Origin of the sequence: Rhodococcus kronopolitis, from assembly GCF_042654025.1 — a bacterium.
GTDB classification, from domain to species: Bacteria; Actinomycetota; Actinomycetes; order Mycobacteriales; family Mycobacteriaceae; genus Rhodococcus_G; species Rhodococcus_G kronopolitis.
On the sequence record NZ_JBHSFO010000002.1, the window covers coordinates 481,795 to 506,520 of the forward strand.

General features: G+C 69.3%; 24 protein-coding genes. 13 read left to right on the forward strand and 11 right to left on the reverse strand.

The features are described from left to right. Positions 1-4 precede the first annotated feature (4 nt). A complete protein-coding gene (locus ACFO6S_RS05530) occupies positions 5-1,198 on the forward strand; it encodes a TRAFAC clade GTPase domain-containing protein (RefSeq protein WP_378414871.1) in 1,194 nt (397 codons plus the stop codon). 164 nt (positions 1,199-1,362) lie between these two features. Then, complete coding sequence (locus ACFO6S_RS05535) at positions 1,363-1,575, forward strand: hypothetical protein (RefSeq protein WP_378414873.1); 213 nt, start codon at positions 1,363-1,365, stop codon at positions 1,573-1,575. Positions 1,576-2,085: 510 nt separating this feature from the next. On the opposite strand, the gene ACFO6S_RS05540 is transcribed toward ACFO6S_RS05535, so the two are convergent. Genes ACFO6S_RS05540 through ACFO6S_RS05550 form a run of 3 tightly spaced genes read right to left on the reverse strand, consistent with a single transcriptional unit; the run spans position 2,086 to position 7,047 of the window. Next, positions 2,086-3,414 (reverse strand): restriction endonuclease subunit S, encoded by a 1,329-nt coding sequence (locus ACFO6S_RS05540; protein WP_378414875.1) that lies wholly within the window; start codon positions 3,412-3,414, stop codon positions 2,086-2,088. Continuing rightward, entirely contained in the window at positions 3,344-4,960 is a 1,617-nt protein-coding gene (locus tag ACFO6S_RS05545) for a class I SAM-dependent DNA methyltransferase (protein WP_378414877.1), read from the reverse strand. Before ACFO6S_RS05545 ends, ACFO6S_RS05540 begins: the two co-directional genes overlap by 71 nt. Before the next feature lie 2 nt (positions 4,961-4,962). After that, positions 4,963-7,047: a hypothetical protein gene (locus tag ACFO6S_RS05550; protein ID WP_378414879.1), complete on the reverse strand. Its 2,085-nt coding sequence runs from the start codon at positions 7,045-7,047 to the stop codon at positions 4,963-4,965. A 183-nt stretch (positions 7,048-7,230) separates the two neighbouring features. On the opposite strand from ACFO6S_RS05550, the gene ACFO6S_RS05555 reads away from it, so the two are divergent. The 3 genes from ACFO6S_RS05555 to ACFO6S_RS05565 are packed head-to-tail and all read left to right on the forward strand — an operon-like array spanning position 7,231 to position 9,267. Beyond that, the gene (locus ACFO6S_RS05555; protein ID WP_378414881.1) at positions 7,231-8,076 is read left to right on the forward strand and encodes a ribonuclease H family protein; all 846 of its coding nucleotides are present in this window, start codon (positions 7,231-7,233) and stop codon (positions 8,074-8,076) included. Between the two features lie 55 nt (positions 8,077-8,131). After that, the gene (locus ACFO6S_RS05560) at positions 8,132-8,614 is read left to right on the forward strand and encodes a hypothetical protein (protein ID WP_378414883.1); all 483 of its coding nucleotides are present in this window, start codon (positions 8,132-8,134) and stop codon (positions 8,612-8,614) included. Between the two features lie 26 nt (positions 8,615-8,640). Then, positions 8,641-9,267 (forward strand): DUF2510 domain-containing protein, encoded by a 627-nt coding sequence (locus ACFO6S_RS05565; RefSeq protein WP_378414885.1) that lies wholly within the window; start codon positions 8,641-8,643, stop codon positions 9,265-9,267. On the opposite strand, the gene ACFO6S_RS05570 is transcribed toward ACFO6S_RS05565, so the two are convergent. The 4 genes from ACFO6S_RS05570 to hrcA form a co-directional block, all read right to left on the reverse strand. Next, the gene (locus ACFO6S_RS05570) at positions 9,264-10,028 is read right to left on the reverse strand and encodes an alpha/beta hydrolase family protein (protein WP_378414887.1); all 765 of its coding nucleotides are present in this window, start codon (positions 10,026-10,028) and stop codon (positions 9,264-9,266) included. The genes ACFO6S_RS05565 and ACFO6S_RS05570 overlap by 4 nt on opposite strands. 5 nt (positions 10,029-10,033) lie before the next feature. Beyond that, positions 10,034-10,795, reverse strand: a complete 762-nt coding sequence (locus ACFO6S_RS05575; protein WP_378414889.1) for a 16S rRNA (uracil(1498)-N(3))-methyltransferase — start codon at positions 10,793-10,795, stop codon at positions 10,034-10,036. Between the two features lie 19 nt (positions 10,796-10,814). Then, positions 10,815-11,969 (reverse strand): molecular chaperone DnaJ, encoded by a 1,155-nt coding sequence (gene dnaJ / locus ACFO6S_RS05580; protein ID WP_378414891.1) that lies wholly within the window; start codon positions 11,967-11,969, stop codon positions 10,815-10,817. A 96-nt stretch (positions 11,970-12,065) separates the two neighbouring features. Then, positions 12,066-13,100 carry a heat-inducible transcriptional repressor HrcA gene (hrcA, locus tag ACFO6S_RS05585; protein WP_378414893.1) on the reverse strand — a complete coding sequence of 345 codons (1,035 nt, stop codon included), beginning with the start codon at positions 13,098-13,100 and terminating at the stop codon, positions 12,066-12,068. Positions 13,101-13,307: 207 nt separating this feature from the next. Between hrcA and ACFO6S_RS05590 the strand changes: the two genes are divergently transcribed. Continuing rightward, positions 13,308-13,610, forward strand: a complete 303-nt coding sequence (locus ACFO6S_RS05590; protein WP_378414895.1) for a type II toxin-antitoxin system VapB family antitoxin — start codon at positions 13,308-13,310, stop codon at positions 13,608-13,610. A gap of 85 nt (positions 13,611-13,695) precedes the next feature. On the opposite strand, the gene hemW is transcribed toward ACFO6S_RS05590, so the two are convergent. Then, positions 13,696-14,931, reverse strand: coding sequence for a radical SAM family heme chaperone HemW (gene hemW / locus ACFO6S_RS05595; protein ID WP_378414896.1), 1,236 nt, complete (start codon positions 14,929-14,931; stop codon positions 13,696-13,698). A gap of 208 nt (positions 14,932-15,139) precedes the next feature. Here hemW and ACFO6S_RS05600 point away from each other — a divergent pair, with 208 nt between their 5' ends. From ACFO6S_RS05600 to ACFO6S_RS05630, 7 genes are all read left to right on the forward strand, one after another. After that, positions 15,140-15,235, forward strand: a complete 96-nt coding sequence (locus ACFO6S_RS05600) for a putative leader peptide (protein ID WP_378414898.1) — start codon at positions 15,140-15,142, stop codon at positions 15,233-15,235. Positions 15,236-15,350: 115 nt separating this feature from the next. Then, positions 15,351-17,078: a nitrite/sulfite reductase gene (locus tag ACFO6S_RS05605; protein WP_378414900.1), complete on the forward strand. Its 1,728-nt coding sequence runs from the start codon at positions 15,351-15,353 to the stop codon at positions 17,076-17,078. After that, positions 17,075-17,809, forward strand: coding sequence for a phosphoadenylyl-sulfate reductase (locus tag ACFO6S_RS05610; RefSeq protein WP_378414902.1), 735 nt, complete (start codon positions 17,075-17,077; stop codon positions 17,807-17,809). Before ACFO6S_RS05605 ends, ACFO6S_RS05610 begins: the two co-directional genes overlap by 4 nt. Beyond that, positions 17,806-18,741 (forward strand): sulfate adenylyltransferase subunit CysD, encoded by a 936-nt coding sequence (cysD, locus tag ACFO6S_RS05615; protein WP_378414903.1) that lies wholly within the window; start codon positions 17,806-17,808, stop codon positions 18,739-18,741. Before ACFO6S_RS05610 ends, cysD begins: the two co-directional genes overlap by 4 nt. After that, positions 18,741-20,027 (forward strand): sulfate adenylyltransferase subunit 1, encoded by a 1,287-nt coding sequence (locus tag ACFO6S_RS05620; protein WP_378414905.1) that lies wholly within the window; start codon positions 18,741-18,743, stop codon positions 20,025-20,027. Before cysD ends, ACFO6S_RS05620 begins: the two co-directional genes overlap by 1 nt. Before the next feature lie 2 nt (positions 20,028-20,029). After that, entirely contained in the window at positions 20,030-20,800 is a 771-nt protein-coding gene (locus tag ACFO6S_RS05625) for a sirohydrochlorin chelatase (protein WP_378414906.1), read from the forward strand. 154 nt (positions 20,801-20,954) lie between these two features. Beyond that, on the forward strand, positions 20,955-21,836 hold the full coding sequence (locus ACFO6S_RS05630; RefSeq protein ID WP_378414907.1) for an esterase/lipase family protein: 882 nt from the start codon (positions 20,955-20,957) through the stop codon (positions 21,834-21,836). Positions 21,837-22,003: 167 nt separating this feature from the next. Here ACFO6S_RS05630 and ACFO6S_RS05635 read toward each other — a convergent pair whose 3' ends face one another. The 3 genes from ACFO6S_RS05635 to cysT are packed head-to-tail and all read right to left on the reverse strand — an operon-like array spanning position 22,004 to position 24,719. Beyond that, entirely contained in the window at positions 22,004-22,996 is a 993-nt protein-coding gene (locus tag ACFO6S_RS05635) for a sulfate/molybdate ABC transporter ATP-binding protein (protein ID WP_378414909.1), read from the reverse strand. Further along, the gene (gene cysW / locus ACFO6S_RS05640; RefSeq protein ID WP_378415244.1) at positions 22,993-23,769 is read right to left on the reverse strand and encodes a sulfate ABC transporter permease subunit CysW; all 777 of its coding nucleotides are present in this window, start codon (positions 23,767-23,769) and stop codon (positions 22,993-22,995) included. Before cysW ends, ACFO6S_RS05635 begins: the two co-directional genes overlap by 4 nt. A 26-nt stretch (positions 23,770-23,795) precedes the next feature. After that, positions 23,796-24,719 (reverse strand): sulfate ABC transporter permease subunit CysT, encoded by a 924-nt coding sequence (gene cysT / locus ACFO6S_RS05645; RefSeq protein ID WP_378414911.1) that lies wholly within the window; start codon positions 24,717-24,719, stop codon positions 23,796-23,798. Positions 24,720-24,726: the final 7 nt, after the last annotated feature.

The window sequence follows — 24,726 nt, forward strand, 5'->3', positions numbered from 1 at the left end:
GGCCATGGCAAAGTTTCCCAAGGTTCAGCAGCAGAACATCGCGGTCTTCGGCGAGTCCGGGTCGGGCAAGACCGTGCTGGTGTCATCGTTCTACGGCCGCACCCAGGAGGGCAACTTCAAGAACGATCTCTGGGACCTCGTTGCCAACAAGCTCGGGCAGGGAGTTCGCCTGTACCAGAACTACCTCGGCATGAAAAAAAACGCACAGACGCCCATGCAAACCCGCTTTGCCAACACCACATACGACTTCTCGGTCAAGCTCAAGGCCGGCGAGTGCGATGAGGAAGAGAAGCGTCCATTCGACGAGTTGCGCCTGGCATGGCACGACTACCCGGGTGAGTGGTTCGAAGACGATCCGAGAAGCGAGGAAGAGGCCCAGCGCCGGATCGACACCTTCAGGACCCTGCTCAGTTCTGATGTCGCTCTTCTCCTCGTGGACGCACAGAAGCTTCTCGACCACCGCGGAGAGGAAGAGAGGTACCTCATGTCCCTCTTCCACAACATTCGCCACGGCTTGGCTCTGCTCAAGGTCCCTCTCCTCGGCGGTGACGGCCCGCTGGTCGAGTTCCCCCGGATCTGGATCCTGTCGCTGTCGAAGGCCGATCTGCTGCCCGACTGGGACGTGAACACGTTCCGTGATCTCGTCATCCTGAAGGCTGCTGGCGAAATCGAGAAGCTGCACTCGACAATCGCGGACATGATCGACACGCCGGACGCACTGTCCATCGGCGAGGACTTCATGCTCCTCTCGTCCGCCAAGTTCAAACTCAAGGCAGACAGCGCCGAGCCCGTCGAGATCGATCTGAAACAGCGCATCGGCCTCGACCTGGTACTCCCCATCGCCTCACTTCTGCCACTGGAGCGCCGGGTCCTGTGGGAGAAGAAGATGGAGCTTCCACTGAAGGTGGCTGACAAGCTCGCTGACGGGGCGGACGTGATCGCAGCGGCCTTGATTGGTGAGAACTTCGCAGTGATCGAGAAGCTCCTGTGGGCGTTCGCCAAGAAGAACCCGAAGGCCGCGATCTTGGTCAAGGCTCTCCCGATGCTCGGTGAAGCGATCAAGATGGTCGGCCCGAAACTCAGGGACATGAACGAGGACGCGCGCGCGAAGCACCAGTACCTGCGGGCCATGCTCACGCAGTTCAAGATCGACCTCGACCAAGCGGTGACCGACAACGTGCTCAAGAAGCAGAAGTGACTGCGGACGAAGTGTCCCGATCACACCTGATCTGGGCGACTCGGGGCCGGAACTGGGGATTTCGATTCCTGCTCGATGCAGGACTACGCGATCCGCTTCCCGAGTACGAGCGCGCATTCGCCGAACTCGCGGACGAACCCGCGGCCTGGTGCCGAAACGGACACGTGGTCGCAGTGCGATTCCCGGACCCGGAGGGGCGACGAGACGCAGCGGGACGAGTCATCCCCCACGAGTTCGTGGTCTTCGGCAACGGGGCCGACGTCGTGAACTCGGTGCACGACGGGGAACAGCACCTGTGGCCACTGGTCGAACAATCCTACGAACACGTGTGGGACGCCGATACGACGCCGTCCGGCGCCGACCTGCGCTTCGAATGAGCCGCCTCAGCTGATAGGTAGGAAAGGCTGTCAAGAGGGCATGGTGAGGCGCCGCCGGGAAGCTACCCCGACGGCGCCTCGTAACCTCCTCGGCGAGTGCGTCGAGGATCCCGGTGTCGGGCACTCGGGCATGCACGGGCGAGGACGGGACTGCGGGCACGACTCGTTCCTGGTTGTGACGATTGTGTCGGAACTTGAATCATCACCGAGACGGTCGTGCCCGCCCCTATCGACGTGTCTCGAACAGCACCTGGTCCCCGAAACTCATTCAGAGCGCCGAGTTGGGCCTCGATCCATGCGCCCGCCATGCTGCCCACGTGATCGGCGCGAGCCGCCTGCAGCGAGTACCCCACCCTGTCGAGGTCTGCGACATCACCTCGAACACCTCGCCGGTCTCCATCTCCTGCAGACGGTCCCGCAGATCCTGATCCAGGCACTCCCCTGAATTGACGGTCGGCGACTAGGTTTCGGCGCCGGGAACCGCGGACAGGTCCGGGCTACCGCCGGCGCTCACAGTGCCACCTCCACCGCACGCTCCGCATCGCGGACGCGAAGCTCGCCCGACATCAGGCGTGGGAGGAGGGTGTCGCGGAGCACCGCCAACTCGACGGACTCGTTCCGCACCCGGCTCACCAACCGGCCCATCGAAGTTATGGATTCCCTCGTCTGAACGCCGATCGCCCTTGGGTCCGGAATCCGCGTTGCCAGAAGATCATCCGGCTTCACACGCTGATGACTGCCAGATGTACCCGCGACCTTCATCTCGAGTTGGGCCGACACATCCGGGTGTCTCAGCACCGCCGCAAGCACCGAGGTCGAAGAGTGCAGACTTTCCAAGACCAGAAACTCAGTTGACGCAAATGCCGGGTGCACCGGCAGCTCTGCCACGTCCCAGATACGCGGGAACCGTGGGTTTAGCTTCGAAATCAACACGCTTGGGTTCTCGATACGGAACTTTGCGCTCTTGATGTCCTGTGACAGCGTGGTTTCCGGGAGCTGCCCGCTGTCGAATGCCGGCAGGCTGTAGTGCGCGATTACATCAGCGCCCATCCTCTCCGGACTACGGCTGACCTTCCGATACTCAACGACCTCGCCGATCGGAACCCACGAATCGCTTAGTCGAACCAATAGGTCTGCCAGATGTAAGGCCGCGTCTGTCAACTTTCGGTTCGCGGCAATCTTGTCGTCGAGGGCGCCGAGGACTTCGGCGATGGCGTCCTGCTCACGCCGGGAAGGGACACACACGTGTAGTGCTTTCGCTTCCGGGTAGTACATCGTCTGATGTGTCGTACCGTAAGCAAACCGACGAATACTCTCCTGCTCAACCATCAAGAGGTAGTGGAGATACCGGCCGGAGAGTTCTGGACCACAAACCCAATTCACAAAATCCTGACTCGTCGCCATCGGTACGCCCATCGTGACTACGTAGCCGACCGATGCAGTCCGCGACAAGCAAACAGTTCCTGCGGGTAAGAGCCGCGCTGATGAATTCGCAAGACCTGCCTCAGTGATGTACTGATTCGTCGTCGAGATAGTCAGTCCATGGTTTGCAGTAGCGTCTCGAACTCCGATCCACGGCACATCACCATCCCAGTAGCTGGACTCAGCTCGCCGAGGGGTATGCCCGCTCTCAAGCCGTGCCAAATCTGTAAGCAGACGCCAATGGAAGCCTTCCGCTGCTTGAAGTTCCGGCATCCCAACACTCAGTGCGTATCGCCCCGGTATGACACCGGAGGCAGCATCGCGTCCTCCAGTTACCGTCACAGACCTAGCCATTGACCCTCCCCAACTGCTCCCGCACAACCGCCTGCAACCGGTCACTCTCGTCGAACTGCGCATACAGCTCCCCGGTGAGCCTGGCAATCTTCTCCTCGATCGGCTCACCGTCGTCCTCGATCGGCGCCGCCCCGACGTACCGGCCCGGCGTCAGCGCGTAGTCGGCTTCCTTGATCTCCGCCAGCTCGGCCGAATAGCAGAAGCCGGGCTCGTCCTCATACAGGGCACCGGCGGCGGATTCCGTTCCGCGCCAGGCGTGCACGGTGCCGGCGATCTTGGCGATGTCCTCGTCGGACAGCGCCCGCTCGGCACGGTCCACCATGTAACCGAGGTTGCGGGCGTCGATGAACAGCACCTGACCCTGGCGGTCGATGGACCCCTTCGGCCCGACGCCCTTGTCCTTCGCGAGGAACCACACGCAGACCGGGATGCCGGTGCTGCGGAACAGCTGCGTCGGCAGGGCGATCATGCAGGACACCAGGTCGGCCTCGACGAGTTGAGCCCGGATCTCGCCCTCCCCACCGGAATTCGACGACATCGAGCCGTTGGCCATCACGATGCCCGCGCTGCCGCGCTCGGCGAGCTTGGAGATGATGTGCTGGATCCACGCGTAGTTCGCGTTGCCGGACGGCGGGACGCCGTAGCGCCAGCGCTTGTCGTCCTCCTTGCGGGTCCAGTCCTTGATGTTGAACGGCGGGTTCGCCAGGACGTAGTCGGCGAGCAGGTCCGGATGCTTGTCCTGGGCGAACGTGTCCTCCCAGCGGTCCCCGAGATTGCCGGTGACGCCGTGGATCGCGAGGTTCATCTTCGCCATCTGCCAGGTGCGCTGGTTGAGCTCCTGGCCGTACACGGCGGCGTCGGTCGCGTTGCCGCCGTGGTGCTCGATGAACTTCTCCGTCTGCACGAACATGCCACCCGAACCGCAGCACGGGTCGTACACGCGGCCGCCGAACGGCTCGAGCACCTCCACCAGCACCCGCACCACACCGGCGGGCGTATAGAACTCGCCACCACGCTTGCCCTCCGCGCGGGCGAACTTCTCCAGGAAGTACTCGTACACCTCGCCGAGCAGGTCGCGCGCCTTCGTCGCGCCCTGACCGGTGAACCGGGTGTCGCCGAGCAGGTTGACCAGCTCACCGAGGCGGCGCTGGTCCACGCCGTCCTTGTTGAAGGTCGCCGGCAGCGTGCCGCGCAGGCTCTCGTTGGCGGCCATCAGGTCATTCATCGCAGAGTCGACGAGCTGACCGACGGTCCTACCCTCGACGCCCGGCGTCTCCTGGATGCCCATCGCGTGGTCTGCGAGGAACTCCCAGCGGGCCTTACCCGGAACCCAGAACACCCCGCCCGCGCGGTACTCGTCCTCGTCGTCGATCAACTGCGCGATCTGGTTCTCATCCATCCCGTCCGCCGCGAGTTCGGCGTGGATCTGCTCGCGCCGCTCGGTGAACGCGTCCGAGACGTACTTGAGGAACACCAGCCCGAGGATCACGTCCTTGTACTGGGACGCGTCCATGGATCCGCGCAGCTTGTCCGCGGCCTTCCACAGCGTGTCCTTCAGTTCCTTCATCGTCGACGGCGCAGCCACGGCGACTTTCTTCTTGGGGGGCATCCTCAGCCTTTCTCGGGTTCCAACACAGTGTCCTCGGCGATGACCAACGCGCCCCTGCCCACCCCGTCGACGACGGTGTCGGTCAGGCGCTCGATCGTCGCAAGTAAGTCCTCGGCCGCCTTCCGGCGGTGTCGCAGGTCTGCCAATGCCGCGGTCACGGCAGGCACCCGCTCCGGGTCGATGCGGGGAATCTCCCACGACCGCCACGGTTTTCCTCGTCGAATCGCACCCGGCGCACGGTCACCGATGCCGGTGGCGCGCAGGTGCCCGGCGATCAGTTCGGGCACCAGACCGGACGCGAGCGGATCCGTCACCCGCAGGATCCGGGCCGGGGCGAGCACGACCGACGACCCCTCGACGTCGACGAGCACCCCGAACGCCGGGCTGGTGCAGAACACGATGTCGCCGGGTTCGGTGTAGCGGCCGTTCGGATACCGCGTGGTCAGCTCCAGCCGGTCGATTCCCCGCGTGCCCAGTGCCCGGTGTCCGAGGACCTCGTCGGTCCCGATCACCCGCACCACACCGGCGGCGGTGTCCGCGTCGGCGTCCACCAGGTCGGCGGCGTCGATGCGATTGCCCGGAACCACGGCGAGCATCTGCGATCGGGCCAGCAGGCCCGCTGACTCCGTCGGCTTCGGATCGGCGGAGCGGTACTCGACGGGCACCGTCAGCCGCGGATCGATCCTCGCTGCGCCCTCGCGGTAATCGCCGACGAGGTGGACCACCCGGCCCGCAAGCTCGGCCCCCGCGGTGCGGGGCCTGGGTTTGCGGTGCGGTCGCGGCGGCAACAGCGACCCGGACGCCAGCGGCACGGCCGTCGGGTACGTCCCGCCGACCCGGAAGGCATGCGCCTTCCTCGACTCCTGCGTACCCATCGCGGCCAGCACATCGGACAGCGCCGCCTCGGTGACGTACTCGTCGATCTCGGCGCCGCCGAGATCCGCCAGCACCGTCCACCGGTCCGCGGGCGGCACCGACACATCGGCGGAGCCGAGCACCCACAGCGCGGTCGACAGTCCGGGCCGCGACACCCGCTGCCCCTCCGGCAGTCGCAACACCGCACGCACCCGATCCGTGCGGAGCAGCGCCGACCGGATCGACTCGGCGTCCCGGTCCGCGAGCGGGTCGACCAGGGCGCTCGCCGGACCGGCGATCACCGCGACCTGTCCGTCCCTCATCTGCAGCGCGAGATCGTCGATCGCGGACAGGATCTGCGCATCCGAGAGGATCGGTGCGCCCGGCGCGGGGAACTGCATCAGGAAGGTCGCCGGGCCGGCGATGCCGTCGCCGTCGATGCTGTCCGGGCGCATCCGCCACTGGTGGACGACAAGCCGACGGCGCGCGAGGCGCGATGCCGCGGTGTCCGACCAGCCGGACATCGCGACCGCGTCCGTGAACTCGGGCAGCAGCGACCGCAGCGTCACCAGCAGGTCGCTGCCGTCGACCGACGGATCGACGAACACCGCGCCCTCCTCGGCGGTCAACGCCGCCGCGATCCGTGCCGCCAACCCGAGGGCGGCGGGGCGGAGTGCGGACTCGCTCAGCTCCCGCATCCCGAGCCGGAAGCGTTGCCGCATCAGCGTTTCGAACGCCTCGGCCGGCGTGTAGGCGGCGTCGACCATCGTGTCGACGTACGCGGCGAGCAACTCGACCTCGCCGCCGAGCCGCTCCACCTCCCGGTACAGGAACCGATCGTCCGGGTCCAGGCCGTCGACCTCGTCCAGCAGGTCGTCGGCATCGAGTTCGGCGAGCTGCACCCCGAGCAAGACCTTCACGCACAGCAGCGCCGTCACCCCCTCCAGGACCGCGTCGGCCGGCAGCGTCGACTCGTGACCGAGCACGGCATGCAGGGCGAGATCCTCGACGAGGGTGTCGCTGTTGCCCAGGCCCCGCGACCGAATCCACTGCACCACCTCGTCCGCCGCGTAGTGATCAACCCGGGACTGCGTGGTGACGGGACTCGGAAACGGGTGCGTCGTCTCCCGGTACCGGGTGATCCACATCGTCACCACCGGCCGCTGCACCTTCGCGAGCGCGGCGATGGCCGGCTTCGACAACAGCAGGAGTGACGCCGACGTACCGCTCATGTGTCGTATCCCTTCCCTACTGTCGAACCGGTCCGGCGCGGCCGATTGCGATCGACGGTAGCGCGAGACACCGACATTACTTGTTGTCACTGCGATAACCCCACTTATCACTGCCACAGTGGTTCTGGGCGCTTGAATGCCCGACTGTTGGTCCCAACACCCGGGACCGACAGGAGCAGCCAGATGACCATCGCAGTGATCCACTCCCGCCACACCGCAGGCACCGAGTCCGAACTCTCGCTCAGCGCGGCGACGACCCTCGACGGCACCACGCTCGCGACCCGCGTCTTCACCAGGGCGGGCACCGGCGACGAGCACCGCCGGGCCACCGCGCTCGACGCCTTCGAGTACGTCCACGAGCACGCAGCCGGAACCGCGAATCCGACGCCGGTCTACGTCAGCGACGCCGGGCTCCGCACCGAACTGCTGGCCGTGGCCGGCTCGTTCACGGCCATCAACCTCGTCGGGGCGCCGCGGGGCCGGATGCCCGCCCTGCTCCTCGCCGCCGCCAACGCGATGTCTGAGCACGTCGCCGACCTCGCGGCGGCCGCCGCTGCCGCCGCTGGGCCGCTGCCCGAGCTCGTCGTCGCGACGGATGCATCCAAGTGCACCCGTCGGCGCGGCGTGGGCGTGGCCTGCGTCCGGGCCGACGGCGTCCGCCGCCAGAAGATGGTCCCCGACGTCGGCTCCGTCCTGGTCGGCGAGCTGCTCGCGATCGAACTCGCCGTCTCCAGTTTCCGGGACCGTCCCCTCCACGTCCTCACCGACAGTCGCGCGGCGCTCGCCTGCCTCGGCTCCGGACACCCGAACCGCGGCGAGGTCGCCAGGACCGTGGACCGCATCCACCACCTGAACCTGGGAGGGCGCGTTCGCTTCTCCTGGGTCCGGGGACACGACGGCCACCCTCTCAACGAGGCGGCCCACCGACTCGCCGTCGCCGCGCGCCGCGGGCACGAGGCGCAGATCGCCCACGAGATCCGTGCGGCCGTCGCGGACAACATCGTCGCTCCGCTCCGCGCGGCTGCCTGACTCCGACGCCCCATCACCCACCACCCCATCAACCGATCACCCTGGAGGTTTCACCATGCGTACCCACACCACCACCCTCGCCGTGTCCGTCCTCGCCGCCGCAGTCACCGTCGGCGCCGCCGGCACCGCGAACGCGGCCGCCACCACGATCCCCGTGGACAGCACGTACATCGTCGGGGTCGACATCGAGCCCGGCCTCTACGCCTCACCCGGTCCGATCGACGGCGACGTCAACTGCTGGGGCACCCGTCTCGCCGGCTTCTCGGGAGAGACGGACGACGTCATCGCCTACGCCTACGGCCACGGCCGGGTCGTGGTGGACATCAAGCCCACCGACGCCGCGTTCGAGAGCTGGAACTGCCTGCCGTGGAACCGGATCGGCGACTCTCCCTCCGCGGCACCCGCTCCCGCAGCACCCGCAGCACCCGCACCCGCGGCGCCCGACCTCACGGTGCCGCTGATCGGTAGCGCTGTCGTCGGCAGCGCCGTGCTGCCTGCCGTCGGCGCGCTGCTCCTCACCGGCTCCGCCGCCGCCTGATCCACACCCTCGACAGGAGACCCCCGATGACCACACTGATCGGCCGCACCCCGCTGACGCGCCGCGCCCTGCTGTCCGCCGGAGCGACGCTGACGGTGCTCACCGCACTCACGGGCTGCTCGAGCACCTCGACCACGCCGGAACCGGCGGCCACGTCCTCCGCCACCCAGACGGAGTCCGCGGAGCAGGCCGAGGCCCGGCGACAGACCCAGGCCGCCGCGACCAAGGCGCGCGAGGAGGCCGCGGCGGCGGAGGCCGCGAAGCGTCAGGCCGCGGAGGCCGCGAAGAAGGACCCCGCGACGTACGAGCAGCTCACCGAGCGCGACTTCGCGCTCATCGCCAAGAATCCCGACGCCGCAATCGGACGCAAGGTGGTCGTGTACGGCCGGGTGACGCAGTTCGACTCCGCCACCGGAACGACCCAGTTCCTCGCCCGCACCGCACCTCTCGTGCCCGACAGCGTGTACGACTACGACCAGAACACCCTGGTCGTGGGAGACACCGCCGCACTGATCCGGGACGTGGTCAAGGGTGACCTCGTCACCATGCACGCGGAGGTGCTCGGTTCCTACACCTACGACACGCAGGCCGGCGGCAGTACCACCGTGCCGAAACTGAGCGTCAACATCGTCGAGGTGACCGGTTCGGCCTAACCGGCCCAGGGATCCTCGTCGAGCACCGCCCGCAGCGTCAGGTCCCAGCTGCGGGTGGTGCGGTCGAGGAACGCGTTGTGCCCCTCCCCCGGAACCTCCCACAGCGCGACCCGGTCCCCCGCCGCGCGGGCCGCGTCCACGTAGGCGCGGCTGGCCGCCACCGGCACCTGCGCGTCCTGCGCGCCGTGGATGCAGACGACCGGAACACCGATCGGCACCCGGTGGACGGGTGAGGCGTCGCGGTAGAGCTGCGGCGCGTCCTCGAACGTGGCGCCGAAGAACGCCGCCAGCGCGGCCCCGGCGGTGCGGCCGGCCGCGCGCGCGACCAGATCCATCGCGCCCGCCTGCGCGACCACCCGCTCCGGACGGATCGGCGAGTCCCGTTGCCCGGCAACCCACAACGCCAACTGCGCACCCGCGGAGTGCCCGACGATCCGGACGTTGTCGAGGTCGAGCGGGACCGGCGACAGCGCGGGCAGGACGCTGCCGACGGCGGCCAGCGCGGCCTCCATATCGGCACTGGTCTGCGCCCAGCCGCCGCCCGCGCCGACCCGGCGGTACTCGACGTTCCACGCCGCGACCCCGAGCCGGGACAGTTCGACGGCCAGGCTGGTCGCCAGGTTCAGGTGGAAGTCGGCGCTCCAATAGCCGCCGTGGACCAGCATCACCACCGGCACCGGCTCGGCGACCGGGGTGGCGGGCAGGTACAGGTGCCCGAACTGCTGCGGCTCGGGTCCGTAGTCGACGCGTTGGCGTGGCACGGCCGCTACTGGAGGGGCCGCGCGGCCCAGCGGTCGGTGAGCACGCCGAGCGCGCCCAGCGCCACCGCGGCCGCCGTCGAGGTCCGCAGCACCGTCGGGCCCAGGCGCACCGCGACCGCGCCGGCGGCCGTCAGCGCCTCGACCTCCGCGTCGTCCAGTCCGCCCTCGGGCCCGACCACCAGCACCAGCTCCGCGACGCCGTCGAGCGACAGCCCGGCCAGCGCGGTGGTGGCCGACTCGTGCAGCACCCCGACGACGCCGCCGCCGGCGGTCACCCGGGACACCAACTCGACCACGGCCGCGGTGCGATGCAGCTCGGCGACCTCCGGAATGTGCGCTCGCCGTGACTGTTTCGCGGCGGCGACCGCGACGGCCTGCCAGCGGGCGACGCCCTTGACCGCCTTCGGGCCCTCCCACCGGGCCACGCAACGCGCCGACTGCCACGGGACGATCGCGTCGATCCCCGCCTCGGTGGCGAGCTCGACGGCCAGCTCGGACCGCTCCGCCTTGGGCAGTGCCTGCACCAGCGTCACCGTCGGCGTCGCGGCCGGCAGCTCGTCGCGTTCGCGGATCTCGAGGTCCAGCCGGTCCTTGCCGACCTCGACCACCACCGCGCGCGCGATCGCGCCGCGGCCGTCGGCGAGCACCAACTGCTCACCGACCCGGATCCGGCGCACCGTCGCGGCGTGCCTGCCCTCCTTGCCGTCGAGCACGGCGACCGCCCCGACCGGCGGCAACGGATCGAGGTAGAAGACCGTCGCGGCCATGATGTACCCGCCCGACCCGTCAGCGACCGCTGAAGGCGTCGCGCAGCCGGGAGAACAGTCCGCCGTTGTGCTGCGACCCGGTGGTGACGACCTCGGCGAAGTCCTTCTCGCGCAGGTCCTTGAACTCACGCAGGGCGGCGGTCTGCTTGCCGTCCAGGCGGTTGGGCACCACCACCTCGAGATGGGCGTGCAGGTCGCCGCGGATCCCCGAGCGCAGCTTCGGCATGCCGTGCCCGCGCACCGACTCGACCGTGCCGGGCTGGGTGCCGGCCGGGATGGTGATCTCGGTCGGCCCGTCGAGGATGGTCTCGATGGTGACGGTGGTGCCGAGCGCCGCGTCGACCATCGGCACCCGGATGGTGCAGTGCAGGTCCTCGCCGTCCCGGACGAAGGTCTCGTGCGGCTGCTCCTGGACCTCCACGTACAGGTCGCCTGCCGGTCCGCCGCCGGGGCCGACCTCGCCCTGCGCGGTGAGCCGGATGCGCATTCCGGTGCTCACGCCGACCGGCACCTTGACCGCGATGTCGCGGCGGGCCCGGACGCGGCCGTCGCCGCCGCACTTGTGGCAGGGATCGGGGATGGTCTCGCCGGCGCCGCGGCAGGTGGGGCACGGCCGCGAGGTCATCACCTGACCGAGGAACGAACGCTGCACCGACTGCACCTCGCCGGCGCCGGCGCAGGTCTCGCAGGTGACCGGCTTGGAGTCGCCGTTGGTTCCGGATCCGGTGCAGCTGTCGCACAGGATCGCGGTGTCGACGGTGATGTGCTTGGTGACGCCGGTCGCGCACTCGTCGAGCGTCAGCTTGGTCCGCAGCAGCGAGTCCGCGCCTGGCTGCACCCTGCCGCGCGGCCCGCGCGAGCCGCCGCCGCCCGCGCCACCGAAGAACGCCTCGAACACGTCGCCGAGCCCGCCGCCGAAGCCGGCCCCGCCGAAGCCGCCGCCCCCGCCGCCGCCCTGCTGCAGCGGGTCTCCGCCGAGGTCGACGATGCGGCGCTTCTCCGGGTCGGAGAGCACCTCGTAGGCGGTCGAGATGTCCTTGAACCTGGCCTGCGCGGACTCGTCCGGGTTGACGTCGGGGTGCAGCTCCCGGGCCAGCTTGCGGTAGGCCCGCTTGATCTCCTGGTCGGTCGCCTTGGACCCGACTCCCAGCAATCCGTAGTAGTCCCGTGCCACGTTCTTTTCTCGCCCTCGTCGATAGATCAGCTTGCAGAAGAAATCGGTCAGTAGTGGGCCGGTACGGCCCGTGCGGCGCGGCGATCCGCGCGCGGTTCAACGCTCGGCGAGCACCTCACCGATGTACCTGGCAACGGCTGCCACCGAGGCGATTGTTCCCGGGTAGTCCATTCGAGTGGGCCCGAGCACACCCATGCCGCCGAACACGTTGCCTGCGGTGCCGTAGCCGGTGGTGATCACGGAGGTACCGCGGATCTCCTCGACCTGTGTCTCCTCGCCGATCCGCACCGTGACGGTGCCGGCGTCGCCGGTCGCGGCGAGCAGCTTGAGCACCACCACCTGCTCCTCGAGCGCCTCGAGCACCGAGCGCATCGAGCCCGGGAAGCCGGTGAAGTCCGCGGCGTTGCGGGTCAGGTTGGAGGTGCCGCCGAGCACCAGCCGCTCCTCGTGGCGCTCGACCAGGGTCTCGACCAGCACGGTCGCCGAGCGCACGACGGCGTTGCGCAGGTTGTCGGGGGCCTCGGCCGCCAGCTCGGAGACCGCGATCGACGCGGCCGCCAGGCGCTTGCCCTCGAGCGCGCCGCCGAGCAGGTCCCGCAGCCGGGACAGGTTCTCGTCGTCGATCGCGTCGCCCAGCTCGACGATCCGCTGGTCCACCCGGCCGGAGTCGGTGATCAGCACCAGCAACAGCCGCGCCGGGGTCAGGGCCACCACCTCGAGGTGCCGCACCGACGACGCGGACAGCGTCGGGTACTGCACGACGGCGACCTGACGGGTCAGCTGCGCCAGCAGGCGCACCCCACGACGCAGCACGTCGTCCAGGTCCACCCCGGACTCGAGGAACTCGAGGATCGCGCGGCGTTCGGCGGGCGAGAGCGGCTTGACCTCGGCGATCCGGTCGACGAACTGCCGGTAGCCCTTGTCCGTCGGGACCCGGCCGGAGCTGGTGTGCGGCTGCGCGATGTAGCCCTCGGCCTCGAGCACCGCCATGTCGTTGCGGATGGTCGCGCTGGAGACGCCGAGGTTGTGCCGCTCGACGAGCGCCTTCGAGCCGATCGGTTCCTGGGTGGACACGTAGTCGGCGACGATCGCCCGCAACACCTCGAAACGTCGGTCATCGGTACTCGACACGTCAGCTCACCTCCGTTTCCCCGGGTCACACGACCGGTCGTCCGGGCATGCATCTCTCCGTGCGGGGCGTGCAACACACCCCGCTGTCAGTGACCACTCTAATCTCCTGGCACACCCGCCCCGCCGAGGCCTTACTGTGGTGCCGCGAAGCGATCCCCCTTCGAGTGCCACACCGGCACACCACCGACTACCGCGACGGATGCAGCAATGATTTTCAAGGGCGTGAGAGACGGCAAGCCGTACCCGGAGCACGGTCTCTCGGTCAGTGACTGGTCCAAGATCCCGCCCCGCCAGGTGCGCCTGGACGAGATCGTCACCACCACGAAGGTGCTGGAACTGGACCGACTGCTGTCCGAGGACTCCACGTTCTACGGCGACCTGTTCCCGCACGCGGTGCAGTGGGACGGCGTGATCTACCTCGAGGACGGCCTGCACCGGGCGGTGCGCTCGGCACTGCGCAACCGGGTGGTCCTGCACGCCAGGGTCTTCGACTACGACGCCCTGCGCTGACCTGCCGCCGACCCAGCGCTCGGTCGTCGATCCGGGCGCCTCGACGTGAAGGGCGACAGCGCGCGGCTCGCGCACGGGTTGCAGCTCAGGCCAGGTCGGGCGCCGTCAGGATGTCGCGGACCACGCCGTCGGCCAGCAGCCGACCCCGGTCGGTGAGCACCAACCTGTCGCCGTCACGGACCAGCCGGCCGTCCTCGACGGCCAGTTCGGCGGCGGCGAGTTCGCCTGCGCTCAGGTCCGCAGTCGGCAGCCCGGTCCGCAGCCGCAACGTGAGCATCACCCGCTCGGTGTGCTGGTCCTCGGCACCGAGCACCTCGCTGCCGCCCACCGGCAGCCGACCCGCCGCCAACTGGTCGGCGTAGCGCGCCGGGTGCTTGACGTTCCACCAGCGCACCCCGCCGACGTGGCTGTGCGCACCGGGGCCGGCGCCCCACCAGTCGCCGCCGTCCCAGTAGCCGAGGTTGTGCCGGCAGGCCGCGGTGTCGGTGGCCGCGGCATCGCCCGCCGCCCAGTTCGACACCTCGTACCAGGTCAGACCGGCCCGCGAGAGTGCCGCGTCGATCCGCTCGTAGCGGGAGGCGAGCACGTCGTCGTCCGGGGCCGGCAGTTCGCCGCGGCGCACCCGACGGGCCAGCGCGGTGCCGTCCTCGACGATCAGCGCGTACGCCGAGACGTGGTCGACGCCCGCGGAGAGCACCGCCTCCAGCGTGGCGTCCAGGTCCTCGTCGCGCTCGCCCGGCGTGCCGTAGATCATGTCGAGGTTGACGTGCCCGAACCCGGCCGCGCGGGCCTCGAGCGCGGCGGCCACCGCGCGGCCCGGGGTGTGGGTGCGGTCGAGCACCTTGAGCACGTGCTGCGCGGCGGACTGCATGCCGAGCGAGACCCGGGTGTACCCCGCGTCTCGGATCCGGCCGAAGAACTCCGGCGTGGTCGACTCCGGGTTGGACTCGGTGGTCACCTCGGCGCCGGCCGCCAGCCCGAAGCTGCTCCGGACCGCCCCGAGCACGTCGGCCAGCCCGTCGCCGCCGAGCAGCGACGGGGTGCCGCCGCCGACGAACACCGTCTGCGCGGCCGGCACCTCGCGGCCGTCGGCGCCGAGCATCACGGCGGCCGCGTCGAGCTCGCGACGCAGGCCCTCCAGCCAGGACTGCGGCGATGCTGAGCTGCCCAGCTCGCCGGCGGTGTAGGTGTTGAAGTCGCAGTAGCCGCAGCGGGTCGCGCAGAACGGCACGTGCACGTAGATCCCGAAGGGCCGCGTCCCCACCCCGGCCAGCGCGCTCTCGGGCAGCGCGAAGTCCAGGTCCGCGGTCGTCTCGGGCATCGATCCACTCATCTTGCGTCCACTCCGCCGGTTGCACTCACCCCTCCAGTCTCCCATCGCCGCGGACCGACCCCACCACCGGCGAAATGCCCGGTCAGCGACGATCGCGCCGCGCTATGTCGCAGATCACACCGACCCCTGCCAGCGCATTTCCCCCGAAATTGGGGGAAATGCCGGAGGGGGGTCGGTTTTACCGAGGTGATCTGGCATGATTTCCCACGTGACCGGACTTGAGACCATGCTCGTGGCGCGACGCCACGTCGACCTCAAGCGCGTCTGTAGCTGTCTGCCCTTCTCTGCGTAGACGCATTCCGCCAGCCCCCTGTTGTCCCGGCCGGTCTCGGATGTGGCTCGGGACAGCCCTCTCGGTGACCACATACCTGCACGTAAGACCGGCGCCCTAGATCATGGAGCGCCCGATGTCGCAGACTGTCGACACTTCACCTCCCAGCAACGCCGAGTCCCCGCCCCCGGCCCGCGCGCGCTCGGCCCGTCCCGCCAAGACCCGCGCCGAGGGCCAGTGGGCCCTCGGGTACCGCGAGCCCCTCAACGCCAACGAGCAGGCCAAGAAGGACGACAACCCGCTCAACGTCCGCGCCCGCATCGAGAACATCTACTCGAAGCAGGGCTTCGACAGCATCGACAAGTCCGACCTGCGCGGCCGGATGCGCTGGTGGGGTCTCTACACCCAGCGCGAGCAGGGTTACGACGGCACCTTCACCGGCGACGAGAACATCGACCTGCTCGAGGCCCGGTACTTCATGATGCGGGTCCGCTGCGACGCCGGCGCCCTGAACGTCGCGCAGCTGCGCACCCTCGGCGGCATCTCCACCGAGTTCGGTCGCGACACCGCCGACCTCTCCGACCGCGAGAACGTCCAGTACCACTGGATCGAGATCGAGAACGTCCCGGAGATCTGGAAGCGCCTCGAGTCCGTCGGCCTGCACACCACCGAGGCCTGCGGCGACTGCCCGCGCGTGGTGCTCGGCTCCCCGCTGGCCGGCGAGTCCCTCGACGAGGTCCTCGACCCGACGCCGGCGATCGACGAGATCGTGCGCCGCTACATCGGCAAGCCCGAGTTCTCGAACCTGCCCCGCAAGTTCAAGACCGCGATCTCCGGCCAGCAGGACGTGGTGCACGAGATCAACGACGTCGCGTTCGTCGGCGTCAACCACCCCGAGCACGGCCCCGGCCTGGACCTGTGGGTCGGCGGTGGCCTGTCCACCAACCCGATGCTCGCGCAGCGGCTCGGCGCCTGGGTGCCGCTCGACGAGGTGCCGGACGTGTGGGAGGCCGTGGTCTCGGTCTTCCGCGACTACGGCTACCGCCGGCTGCGCTCCAAGGCGCGGCTGAAGTTCCTGGTCAAGGACTGGGGCATCGAGAAGTTCCGCGAAGTGCTCGAGACCGAGTACCTGGGGCGCAAGCTGATCGACGGCCCGGCACCGGCGAAGCCGGAACGGCCGATCGACCACATCGGCGTGCAGCGACTGCGCAACGGGCTCAACGCGATCGGCTTCTCCCCCATCGCGGGCCGGGTGTCGGGCACCATCCTGACCAAGGTCGCCGAGGCGGTCGCCGCGGTCGGCTCCGACCGCGTCCGCTTCACCCCGTACCAGAAGCTGATCGTGCTCGACGTGCCCGACGACAAGGTCGAGTGGCTGATCGAGGAGCTCAAGCCCCTCGGCCTGCACGGGCGACCGTCGCACTGGCGGCGAAACCTGCTCGCGTGCAGCGGCATCGAGTTCTGCAAGCTGTCCTTCACCGAGACCCGCAAGCGTTCGCAGGTGCTCGCGCCGGAGCTCGAGGAGCGCCTGGCCGACATCAACGCCAGCCTGGACGTGCCGATCACGGTGAACATCAACGGCTGCCCCAACTCGTGCGGTCGGTCCCAGATCGCCGACATCGGGTTCAAGGGCATGCTCGTCGACGACGGCGAGGGCAACCAGATCGAGGGCTTCCAGGTGCACCTGGGCGGCAGCCTCGGCCTCGACGCCGGCTTCGGCCGAAAGCTGCGCCAGCACAAGGTGACCAGCGAGGAGCTGGGCGACTACATCGAGCGCGTGGTGCGTCAGTTCGTCGCGCACCGCACCGAGGGCGAGCGCTTCGCCGAGTGGACTGTCCGAGCAGAAGAGGAGCACCTGCGATGAGTATCGACCTTTCCGCCGCCACCGCGGACGACCTGAAGGAGCTCGCCGCGCAGGGGGCGGCGAACCTCGACGGAGCGTCGGCGCTCGAACTGCTGCAGTGGACCGAGGACACCTTCGGCGCCCCGACCGCAGGCGAGCGGTCCGGCTTCATCGTCGCGTCGAACATGCAGGACGGCGTGCTGGTCCACCTGGCCACCCAGGTGCACCCCGGCGTCGACGTGCTCTTCCTCGACACCGGCTACCACTTCGCGGAGACCATCGGCACCCGCGACGCCGTCGAGGCGGTCTACGGCCCGCGGATCGTGAACGCCGCGGCCGCGGCCAGCGTCGCCGAGCAGGACGCGGCCGAGGGCAAGGACCTCTTCGCCCGCGACGCCGGCCGCTGCTGCGCGCTCCGCAAGGTCGCGCCGCTCAAGTCCACCCTTGGCAGCTACCGCGCCTGGGTCACCGGGATCCGGCGGGTGGAGGCCCCCACCCGGGCCAACGCGCCGCTGATCTCGTTCGACGACGCCTTCGGCCTGGTGAAGATCAACCCGATCGCCGCCTGGTCCGACGACGACATGCAGGCCTACATCGACGAGCACTCGATCCTGGTGAATCCGCTCGTCGACGAGGGCTATCCCTCCATCGGGTGCGCACCCTGCACCGCCAAGCCAGCACCCGGCTCCGATCCGCGCAGCGGACGGTGGGCCGGCCAGTCCAAGACAGAATGCGGGTTGCACTCCTCATGACTGCTGAATTGACCGACATCCGACCGCTTCTCGACGGCAACTCCTTCGACACGTTGGATGCCCTCGAGTCCGAGGCCATCCACATCTTCCGGGAGGTGGCAGGCGAGTTCGAGCGCCCGGTGATCCTGTTCTCCGGCGGCAAGGACTCCACGGTGCTGCTGCACCTGGCGATCAAGGCCTTCTGGCCTGCGCCGGTGCCGTTCGCACTGCTGCACGTGGACACCGGCCACAACCTGCAGGAGGTGCTGGACTTCCGCGACCACGTCGTCGCCAAGTACAACCTGCGCCTGCACGTGGCCAAGGTCGAGGACTACCTCTCCGACGGCCGGCTCACCGAGCGTCCCGACGGCATCCGGAACCCGCTGCAGACGGTGCCGCTGCTCGACGCGATCGCCGAGAACCGGTTCGACGCCGTGTTCGGCGGCGCCCGACGCGACGAGGAGCGGGCCCGCGCCAAGGAGCGGATCTTCTCGCTGCGCAACTCGTTCGGGCAGTGGGACCCCAAGAAGCAGCGCCCCGAGCTGTGGAACCTGTACAACGGGCGGCACTCCCCCGGCGAGCAGGTCCGGGTGTTCCCGCTGAGCAACTTCACCGAGCTCGACATCTGGCGCTACATCGCCCGCGACGACGTCGAGCTCGCCAGCATCTACTACGCCCACCAGCGCCCGGTCTACCAGCGCGACGGCATGTGGATGACCCCGGGCGTGTGGGGCGGACCCGCCGACAACGAAGAGCTGCAGACCCTCTCGGTGCGCTACCGCACCGTCGGCGACGGCTCGACCACCGGCGCGGTGCTCTCCGAGGCCGCCGACAACGACGCGATCCTCGCCGAGGTCGCCGCGTCCCGACTGACCGAACGCGGCGCCACCCGAGGCGACGACCGAGTTTCCGAGGCGGCCATGGAAGACCGCAAGCGAGAGGGCTACTTCTGATGAGCGACCTCCTTCGACTGGCTACCGCCGGTAGCGTCGACGACGGCAAGTCCACCCTGGTGGGCCGGCTGCTGTACGACACCAAGTCCGTTCTCGCCGACCAGATCGACGCCGTGACCCGCGCGTCGGTGGACCGCGGCCTGGACACCCCCGACCTCTCGCTGCTCGTGGACGGCCTGCGCGCCGAGCGCGAGCAGGGCATCACCATCGACGTCGCGTACCGCTACTTCGCGACGCCGAACCGCACGTTCGTGCTCGCGGACACCCCGGGCCACGTGCAGTACACCCGCAACACCGTCTCCGGCGCGTCCACCGCGCAGCTGGTGATCCTGCTGGTCGACGCGCGCAAGGGCGTCATCTCGCAGACCCGCAAGCACGCGGCCGTGCTCGCCCTGCTGGGTGTGCCGCGACTGGTGCTGGCGGTCAACAAGATCGACCTCGTCGAGGACCCGGCGCAGGTCTACGCGGACATCTGCGCGGAGTTCACCGCGCTGACCTCCTCGCTCGGCTGGGCGGCGGAGGACGTGCAGGAGATCCCCGTCTCCGCGCTGCACGGCGACAACGTCGCGGTCCGGTCCGAGAACACGCCGTACTACGACGGTCCGACCCTGATCGAGCACCTCGAGTCCATCCCGGTGGACGCCGAGCCGCACCGGGTAGGCCTGCGCTTCCCCGTGCAGTACGTGATCCGCCCGCGCACCGCCGAGTTCCCCGACTACCGGGGCTACGCGGGACAGGTCGCGGCCGGTTCCGTCCGGCCCGGTGACGACGTGGTGATCCTGCCGTCCGGGACCCGGACGACGGTCGCCCGCGTCGACACCGCGGACGGCCAGCTGGACGTCGCGCACGCCGGCCGCAGCGTCACGCTGATCCTGGCCGACGACGTGGACGTCTCGCGCGGCGACACCATCGCCTCCGTCACGGACGCGCCGGCGGCGATCGGCGAGTTCGACGCCACCGTCTGCTGGCTCGCCGAGAAGCCGCTGCGCCCCGGCGCCCGGCTGCTGCTCAAGCACGGCACCCGCACCACGCAGGCGATCGTCGGGTCCATCGTCGAGCGCTTCGACGAGCAGGACCTCACCACGGAGCAGCTGCCGGAGACGTTGGAGCTCAACGAGATCGGCAAGATCTCGGTGCGCGTCGCCGAGCCGATCGTGGCGGACGACTACCGCCTCAACCGGCACACCGGCAGCTTCCTGCTGATCGACCCGGCGGGCGGCAACACGCTGGCCGCCGGACTGGTCGGCGACGCCATCGCGGCCATCGAGCTGGGCGAGCGCGTCTAGCCGTGTCCCCCACGCCGGCCGTCCCGCTGATCGCTGTCGCCCACGGCAGCCGCGACCCCCGCTCCGCGCGGGCGGTCGCGGCCGCCGTGGCGGCGATCCGTGCCCGACGGCCGGACCTGGACGTGCGGCTGTGCTTCCTGGACCTGTCCGCACCGTCGGTGGACCAGGCGCTCGACACCCTTGCCGCGCAGGGGCACTCGGCCGCCGTGGTGGTGCCGCTGCTGCTGGGCAGCGCGTTCCACGCCCGGGTGGACCTGCCCGGCCTGCTGGCGGCCGCGCGGCGCAGGCATCCCGGCCTGAACCTGGTCCAGGCGGACGTGCTCGGCGACGACGACCGCCTGGTCGCCGCGGTCCGGGACCGCGCGATGACCGCCGGTGCCGCGCTCGACGACCCCGAGGTGGGGGTGCTGCTCGCCGCCGTCGGGTCGTCGTCCGAGTCCGCCAACGACCGCACGAGGGCCGTCGGCCCGCGGCTGCTGGCCGGCACCTCCTGGTCCGGCGCGGCGACCTGCTTCGCCACCGCCGGACCCACACTGCCGGAGGCGCTCTCGCGCCTGCGGTCCCGGGGCGCCCGCACGATCGTGATCGCACCCTGGTTCCTGGCCCCCGGCCTGCTCACCGACCGCATCGACGCCGCCGCCGATGTGCACGCGCCCGACGCGTTGCGCGCCGACGTGATCGGTGCACACCCGCTGCTGGCCGAGGTGGCGCTCGACCGCTACCGCGTCGGGGTTGATCTCCTCGCGCCCGCCCGGGTCGAGCTCTCCGCCTGACCCGACCGCGCTACGGCGCCGGATCCGAAACACCGGCGAATGACTCGTGTGTTGACACCGGGCTCTAGGTCTGTTGCCATGGCACGCGATGATGTCCGGTTGCTGAAGGGGCGAGCAGCACATGACGATCAGGCGATTCGGACGATCCGTGTCCATGCGGGCGGGAGTGTTGGCGGTCGCGCTCGGGGGCGCACTGGCGATCGCATCGGGCCCCGCCACCGCGGCTCCCGACACCGGCTCGTCCGCGCCACCGGTACCGGTCGGCACGACGATCGCGCCGCCCGTCGACTGCCGGCCCAGCAGTGCCCGACCGTATCCCGTGATCGTGTTGCCCGGCGCCGACGGCACCACGGCCGATACCGAGAAGCAGTGGGCAACAATGACCTCCACCCTGGTACAACAGGGTGCATGCACGCTGCTGTACCAGGGTGGGATCATCGACGGACGGCGATGGGCGGGTGACATGCCCGACTCGGCCCGCCAGCTGGCGCAGTTCGTCGCCGAGGTAAAGAAGACCACCGGGGCGGACAAGGTCGACATCGTCGCCCACTCGGCGGGGTCTTTCGTGGCGAACTTCTACCTCAAGGTGCTCGGCGGCGGCCCGGACGTGCACAACGTGGTCCTGCTCGCATCCGAGGCGCGCGGCTGCGACGGCGCGGGATTCCTCACCCAGTACGGGTTGAAGGATCTGCCAGTCACACCGGTGCAGGTACTGCAGGCGGCCCCCTGGTTGTTGCCAGTGCTGACGGCGCTGATGCCCGACATGGGTCCCACACTGCAGTTGTCCCCCGCCTCCGACGTCTATCGGGCGGTGATGGACGGTCCCGTTACCCAGCCTGGGGTGCGTTACGCGGTGATGGCGACCAAGAACGACGCGGTCGCCACCCCCGCCGGACCCTGCTCGTTCATCACCGAGCCCGGTGTCACCAACGATTTCTACGAAGACGTGTTCCCCGGCGGTCCCGCGGTGGACCACTCGAGTCTGCGGTCGAGCCCGGACGCCGCGAATTGGGTTGTGGATCAGCTCTACTCGTAATCCTGCGCCCGTTGTCACACGTCCGTCTTGACTGCTCGGCCTCGTCGAGCCTGCGTTGCAGGTGATCCCGTTCGGAGTCGGTGCCGACCAGACCCAAGGCCGCCCGAGACCGACTACGAACGGAACCCAGTCGAATCGACACGTCCAGGAAGATCCTATGCGGCGTGCTAGGCCGGGATCTCCGGGATGAGAGTGGCCCGGGCGTAGACAGTCTCGCCCTCCTTGAGCTGCAGCGCCTCGCTGTCGCCGCGGGTCACCTGGGCCGCGAACAGGTCGCCGGTGGCCGCGTTGCGCAGGTCCACCCGCACCTCGAACCCGAGGTGCACCACCCGCTCGACGGTGGCGCGGGTGACGCCCGCGGACTCGGCGGTGCCTGCCTTCTGTGCGACCGCCATGCTCGGGTCGCGGCCGACGCGGATGTCGTGCGGGCGGACCAGCTGACCGTTGAGCTTGGCCACCGGGCCGAGGAACGACATCACGAAGTTGTTCGCCGGCCGGTCGTAGAGGTCCCGCGGGGTGCCGACCTGCTCGATCCGTCCCTTGTTGAGCACCGCGATCCGGTCGGCGACGTCCAGCGCCTCCGCCTGGTCGTGGGTGACCAGCACGGTCGTCACGTGCACCTCGTCGTGCAGCCGTCGCAGCCAGGTCCGCAGGTCCTCGCGGACCTTCGCGTCGAGGGCGCCGAACGGTTCGTCGAGCAGCAGCACCTGCGGGTCCACCGCCAACGCGCGGGCCAACGCCATCCGCTGCCGCTGCCCGCCGGACAGCTGCGCCGGGTAGCGGTGCTGGAAGCCGTCGAGGCCGACGATCTCGAGCAGGTCGTTGACCTTCTTGGTGATCTCGTTCTTCGGCCGCTTGCGGATCTTGAGGCCGAAGGCGACGTTGTCGCGCACCGTCATGTGCTTGAACGCGGCGTAGTGCTGGAAGACGAAGCCGATGTCCCGCTTCTGCGGCGGCACCCCGGTGACGTCCTTGCCTGCGATGGTGATGGTCCCCGAGTCGGGGTTCTCCAGCCCGGCGATCGAGCGCAGCAGCGTCGACTTGCCCGAGCCCGACGGTCCGAGCAGCGCGGTCAGCGAGCCGGACGGGATGTCCAGGCTCAGGTTGTCCAGCGCCGCGAAGTCGCCGAAGTTCTTGTTGGCCCCGATCACGGAGATCATGCGTTGGTCCTCTTCCGGTCGAGCAGCGTCATCAGCAGCAGTGTCACCAGGGCGATGCCCATCAGCAGGGTCGCCGCGCAGTACGCGCCGTAGGTGTTGTGGTCGTCGATGTAGCGCGAGTGCACGAGCAGTGTCAGGGTCTGCGAGACGCCGGGGAACCCGGACGAGACCATGATCACCGCACCGAACTCACCGAGTGCGCGGGCGACGGTCAGGACCACCCCGTAGGTCAGGCCCCAGCGGATGGCGGGCAAGGTGATCCGCCAGAACGTCTGCCACTTGGACGCGCCGAGCGTCGCGGCCGCCTGCTCCTGCTCGTCACCGATCTCGTGCAGCACCGGCTCCACCTCACGCACCACGAACGGCAACGTGACGAAGATGGTGGCCAGCACCATGCCGGGCAGCCCGAAGATGACCTGGAAGCCCCACGAGTCGAGGGCACCGAACCAGCCGTTGACGCCCCACAGCAGGATCAGCGAGACGCCCACCACGATGGGCGAGACCGCGAACGGCAGGTCCACCATGGCCTGCATCAGGCCGCGGCCGGGGAACCGTCCCCGGACCAGCGCCAGCGCCGTGATCACGCCGAAGGCCACGTTGATCGGCACCACGATCGCCACGATCAGCAGCGACAGGTTCAGCGCCGAGATCGCCGCGGGGGTGGAGATGGCCTCGATGAAGCTGCCGATCCCGCGCTCGAAGGTGCGCCACAGGATCACCGCGATCGGCACCAGCAGCAGCGCCACCAGGTAGCCGAGCGCGAGCACCCGCATGCTCAGCCGGGTCGTGGTGGAGACGTTCACTGCGCCTGCTCCTGTCGTCTCTGGTTGCGGCCGGCCAGCACCCGCAGCACCAGCAGCGTGAGGAACGCGATCGCCAGCAGCGCCACCGAGATCGCCGCCGCGTCGATCGGCCGGTCGATCTCGATCTTCTGCTGGATCAGCTGCGAGGCCATCTGCGTCTCGTGCGGGATGTTGCCGCCGATCAGCACGACCGAGCCGTATTCGCCGATCGCGCGGGCGAACGCCAGGCCGGCGCCGCCGATCATCGCCGGCGCCAGCGTGGGCAGCACGATCTTCCGGAAGATCGTCAGGTTCCCGGCGCCGAGGGAGGCGGCGGCCTGCTCGACGTCCCGGTCGATCTCGATCAGCACCGGCTGCACCGAACGCACCACGAACGGCAGCGTGACGAACGCCAGCGCCACCACCAGGCCGGGCTGGGTGGCGTTGAGTTCGATGTGGATCGGGCTGTTCGGACCGTAGAGCGAGAGCAGCACGATCGATGCCACGATCGTCGGCAGCGCGAACGGAAGGTCGATGAGCGCGTTGACGATTCGCTTGCCCGGGAACTCGTCCCGGACCAGCACCCAGGCGATCAGGGTACCCATCACCACGTTGATCAACGCCACCACGACAGAGACGCCGATCGTGATCCGCAGCGAGGACAGCGCCGCGGGGCTGGTGACCGCGTCCCAGAAGCCGGCCACGCCGTCCTCGAAGGAGGTCACGGTCAGTGCCGCGAGCGGCAGCAGCACGATGACGCTGAGCCAGAGCATGGCGACGCCGATGCCGAGCGGGCCGACCGTACCGGTGACCGAGGTCCAGCGCGGTCGCCGTCGCCGGGCCTTGCGCGGGGATCCCGGATCCGGCGTCGTGCCGGTCCCCGAGGGATCGCCGAGCTCGAGCACCGGTACCCCCGTCGCTGTGTCAGTTGCGTTGGTCATCGTCAGG